General features: G+C 42.6%; 4 protein-coding genes. All 4 read right to left on the bottom strand.

Features of this window, described 5'->3' with window-relative positions; translation table 11 throughout:
* Positions 1-150: 150 nt before the first annotated feature.
* Positions 151-339 (bottom strand): hypothetical protein, encoded by a 189-nt coding sequence (locus tag ACQRBN_RS17305; protein WP_427740341.1) that lies wholly within the window; start codon positions 337-339, stop codon positions 151-153.
* Between the two features lie 347 nt (positions 340-686).
* A complete protein-coding gene (locus tag ACQRBN_RS17310) occupies positions 687-1,565 on the bottom strand; it encodes an aldo/keto reductase (protein ID WP_427740342.1) in 879 nt (292 codons plus the stop codon).
* A gap of 21 nt (positions 1,566-1,586) precedes the next feature.
* Positions 1,587-2,189 (bottom strand): flavodoxin, encoded by a 603-nt coding sequence (locus ACQRBN_RS17315; protein ID WP_427740344.1) that lies wholly within the window; start codon positions 2,187-2,189, stop codon positions 1,587-1,589.
* Positions 2,190-2,305: 116 nt separating this feature from the next.
* The gene (locus tag ACQRBN_RS17320; RefSeq protein ID WP_427740345.1) at positions 2,306-3,154 is read right to left on the bottom strand and encodes an aldo/keto reductase; all 849 of its coding nucleotides are present in this window, start codon (positions 3,152-3,154) and stop codon (positions 2,306-2,308) included.
* Positions 3,155-3,364: the final 210 nt, after the last annotated feature.

The raw sequence follows: 3,364 nt of genomic DNA on the forward strand, positions 1-3,364 counted from the left end.
CTCTTCTACGGATATGAACGCCCATACTGCCTCTCTCTGCCTGACATTCTTATGTGTGACTCTTCATGAACTGTGAGGATTCCTGAAAACAATCCTTTTTGAGCAAGGTATGAAAGCATGCATAGCCTTGCACTTGTAATTTGCACTATATTACATACCGCTGGGCGAGTTTCCTGCGATAAGGTATGTAAAATCACGCGGAATAGAGCATCTAATCCTCTTCATTACATACTGGCTGCCTCCTTCCCCCTTCCTGTTCTTTTCACACGCCCACGCTTCCATCTTCCACCCAATATTTCTCCATGTATCGCCCCGGTATCCCCACCAATACCGCTCCACACATCCACTCCCACCGGAATCCCACACACACAGGAGAAAGCCTTGAGTCCACGGAGATGTCAGGTGCAAGGGCAGGGAAGTTGTGAGCTGTGACCGTATTATTTCGCCTTAGACCTCGTTGCAGAAAAAGATACCGTTCGTTCGTGCGAAACCAGGACTACAAGTCCTGGTTTCGAGGGCATCTGAATCGTAAGACCCTCAAGGGCTTACGACGAATATGCCCGGTTAGAACTGACGATATCTTTTTCTGTTACGAAGTCTTGGCGAAATAATCCGGCCACAGCCCACAACTTCCCTGCCCTTGTACCGTACATTTCCGATAATCAATTTTCTCCCCTAAATTCCCATCAAATACGAGGAACCCCGTCGCGTTTATTCCTGCGCTCTTCCACCATTTTTACAAACCATTCCACCATAGCCGGGTCGTAATGGGCAAAGAAGGCACTTTTCGCTTTATCAAGCGCTGCGATCATCTTCATATCCTCATCATCCAGCGCAAAATCGAATACCCGGAAGTTTTCTTCCATGCGTTCTTTGTGGGTAGATTTTGGAATCACTACCACACCACGCTGCAAATGCCACCGAAGCATAACCTGAGCGGTTGTCTTACCGTATTTCTGTCCAATTGCAGCAAGCACCGGATTCTCGAATAAGCCTCCTCTTCCTTCACCAAACGGAGCCCATGCTTCCATCTGCACCTGATACTTCTCCATATATTCTTTTGCCAATTTCTGCTGATTAAATGGATGGACCTCTACCTGATTTATCATAGGCTTGATGTTCGCAAAAGAGGCAATATCCACCAAACGATCCGGATAGAAGTTAGAGACACCAATTGCTCTTACCTTTCCTTCCTTATATAACTCTTCCAGCGCACGGTAAGCACCATAATAATCAGAAAACGGCTGATGCAATAAGATCAGATCCAGATAAGAAGTCCCAAGTTTTTCCATAGACTCCAATACAGACTTCTTCGCCTGCTCATATCCATAATGCTCAATCCACACCTTTGTCGTCAGGAAGATATCTTCCCTTGGAATGCCGGATTTGACGATGGCACTTCCTACCTGTTCCTCGTTAAAATAACTTTGAGCTGTATCTAATGAACGATATCCAACCTCAAGCGCATCTAATACACAACGTTCACATTCCTCCTGTGTTACCTGATATACACCATAACCAAGCTGCGGCATCTTCACTCCGTTATATAAAGTTACATAATCCATTCTTATATCCTCCTCATACATCTACTGAACAATCCCAAGTTCTTCCATCCACACCTGTACATCCTCTTCAGACACACTTGACCGGAATCTTCTTCCAATCTGCCATTCTCCAGTTCCGGCCATTTTTTCTAACAGTTCCCCGCTCTCTCCCAAATCTGATGATGCAGACGTGCAGAACGGAATCACTGTTTTTCCTGTAAAATCATTTGCTTTTATGAATCCGTCTACCGGCCATGCAGCGATGCCCCACCAGATCGGATATCCGATGAATACCGTGCTGTAAGACTCCCAGTTATCAACCGCTGCAGATACAAGTTCTACATCCCTTTCCGCTTCATTGTCATGTTCCCTGCATACCCTGCTGTCCTCATTCGTCCAGTCAAGATCCTCTTCTGTATAGGCTTTAATTGGCTCCAGTTCAAAAACATCTGCACCAGTTGCTTTGGCAATCGCATCCGCAGCCTTTTCCGTATTTCCAGTCGCAGAATAATATACAACAAGTATATTACTTTGCGATTCTGCGTCATCTGATTGCCTACTTTCCGAATCAGGACCACATCCTACAAGCAAACTTAGTACCATTATACTAATTAAAATCATAGCAATAATTTTTCTGACTTTCATCTTGCCTCCACTCCTTTGATTTTACTTTTACGCTTCACATTTTAAGCAATAATATCCTGTGGAACAATTCGCATTTCAAGGTGTTTCCATAAGAAAATCTTATACATACAATATCCCTATTCCTGACTGTCAAAATCCGGCGCAAATGCCAGATATCCCTGAAGCGCTTCTTCCGTTGCCGTATAATACCTGACATCCTTATCCAAGCCAGCGATTTTCTGCATCTCTTCCTCCGTAAGTGTAAAATCAAAGATATTGATATTATCCTTAATATGTGCTTCATTCTTAGATCCGGGAATTACAATATTGCCTGCCTGTGTATGCCATCTTAAGATAATCTGTGCAGTAGTCTTTCCGTATTTTTCTGCCAGTTCTGTGAATATTGCTTCATTCAGCAGAGTATGATCGCCATGTCCCAGCGGATACCACGCCATGATGAGCGTTCCCATATCTTTCAGATATTCTTTTAGTGCCGTCTGTGGATAATATGGATGGGCTTCTACCTGAAGTACTGCCGGCTTAATCTCTGTCACAGAGATAATCTCCTGTATCTTTTCTATAGGGAAATTAGAAAGTCCAAGAGACTTCACCTTCCCCACCTTCACAGTTCGCTCCATTGCCTGATATGCACCAATATAATCTCCAATCGGCTGATGCAGGAACAAGAGATCAATATAATCGGTATCTAACCTTTTTAAAGTGTCATCAATCGCTCGGTCCGCATCTGCATACTCGCTCGGCCACAGTTTGGTAGATAGACAAATCGCCTCTCTTTTAAGACCAGATTTCTTCATTCCGCGACCTACTGCTTTTTCATTCATATAGGCATTCGCTGTATCGATCAATTCATAGCCATTTGAAAGCGCAGATACAATCGCATTTTCTGCATCCGATGGCTGTAATAAAAATGTTCCGATTCCTGTTGTGGGTATTTTTGTTCCATTGTTTAGATGTAAATATTCCATTTGCTTTCCTCCTAGAATCATTCATATTTTAGATTATTTCTCTTACTTTTTCTCTGACAAGTATGTCTTATAAACAGAGTTTCCATCTGTTTCTAGAATTATTTTAGGATATTTTCCGAAATATGTACAATATCAGTTACATATTATGCTATACTTATAACGTATACTAAATCATATATATAAAAGCATTGATATGGAATAAAATCGGAG

The organism is Bariatricus sp. SGI.154 (genome assembly GCF_050313795.1).
In the GTDB taxonomy this organism is placed as follows: domain Bacteria; phylum Bacillota; class Clostridia; order Lachnospirales; family Lachnospiraceae; genus CAMBRQ01.

Coding starts and splice junctions, on each gene's coding strand:
- ACQRBN_RS17310 (WP_427740342.1), bottom strand. CDS start 1,565: ATGGATTATGTAACTTTATATAACGGAGTGAAGATGCCGCAGCTTGGT.
- ACQRBN_RS17315 (WP_427740344.1), bottom strand. CDS start 2,189: ATGAAAGTCAGAAAAATTATTGCTATGATTTTAATTAGTATAATGGTA.
- ACQRBN_RS17320 (WP_427740345.1), bottom strand. CDS start 3,154: ATGGAATATTTACATCTAAACAATGGAACAAAAATACCCACAACAGGA.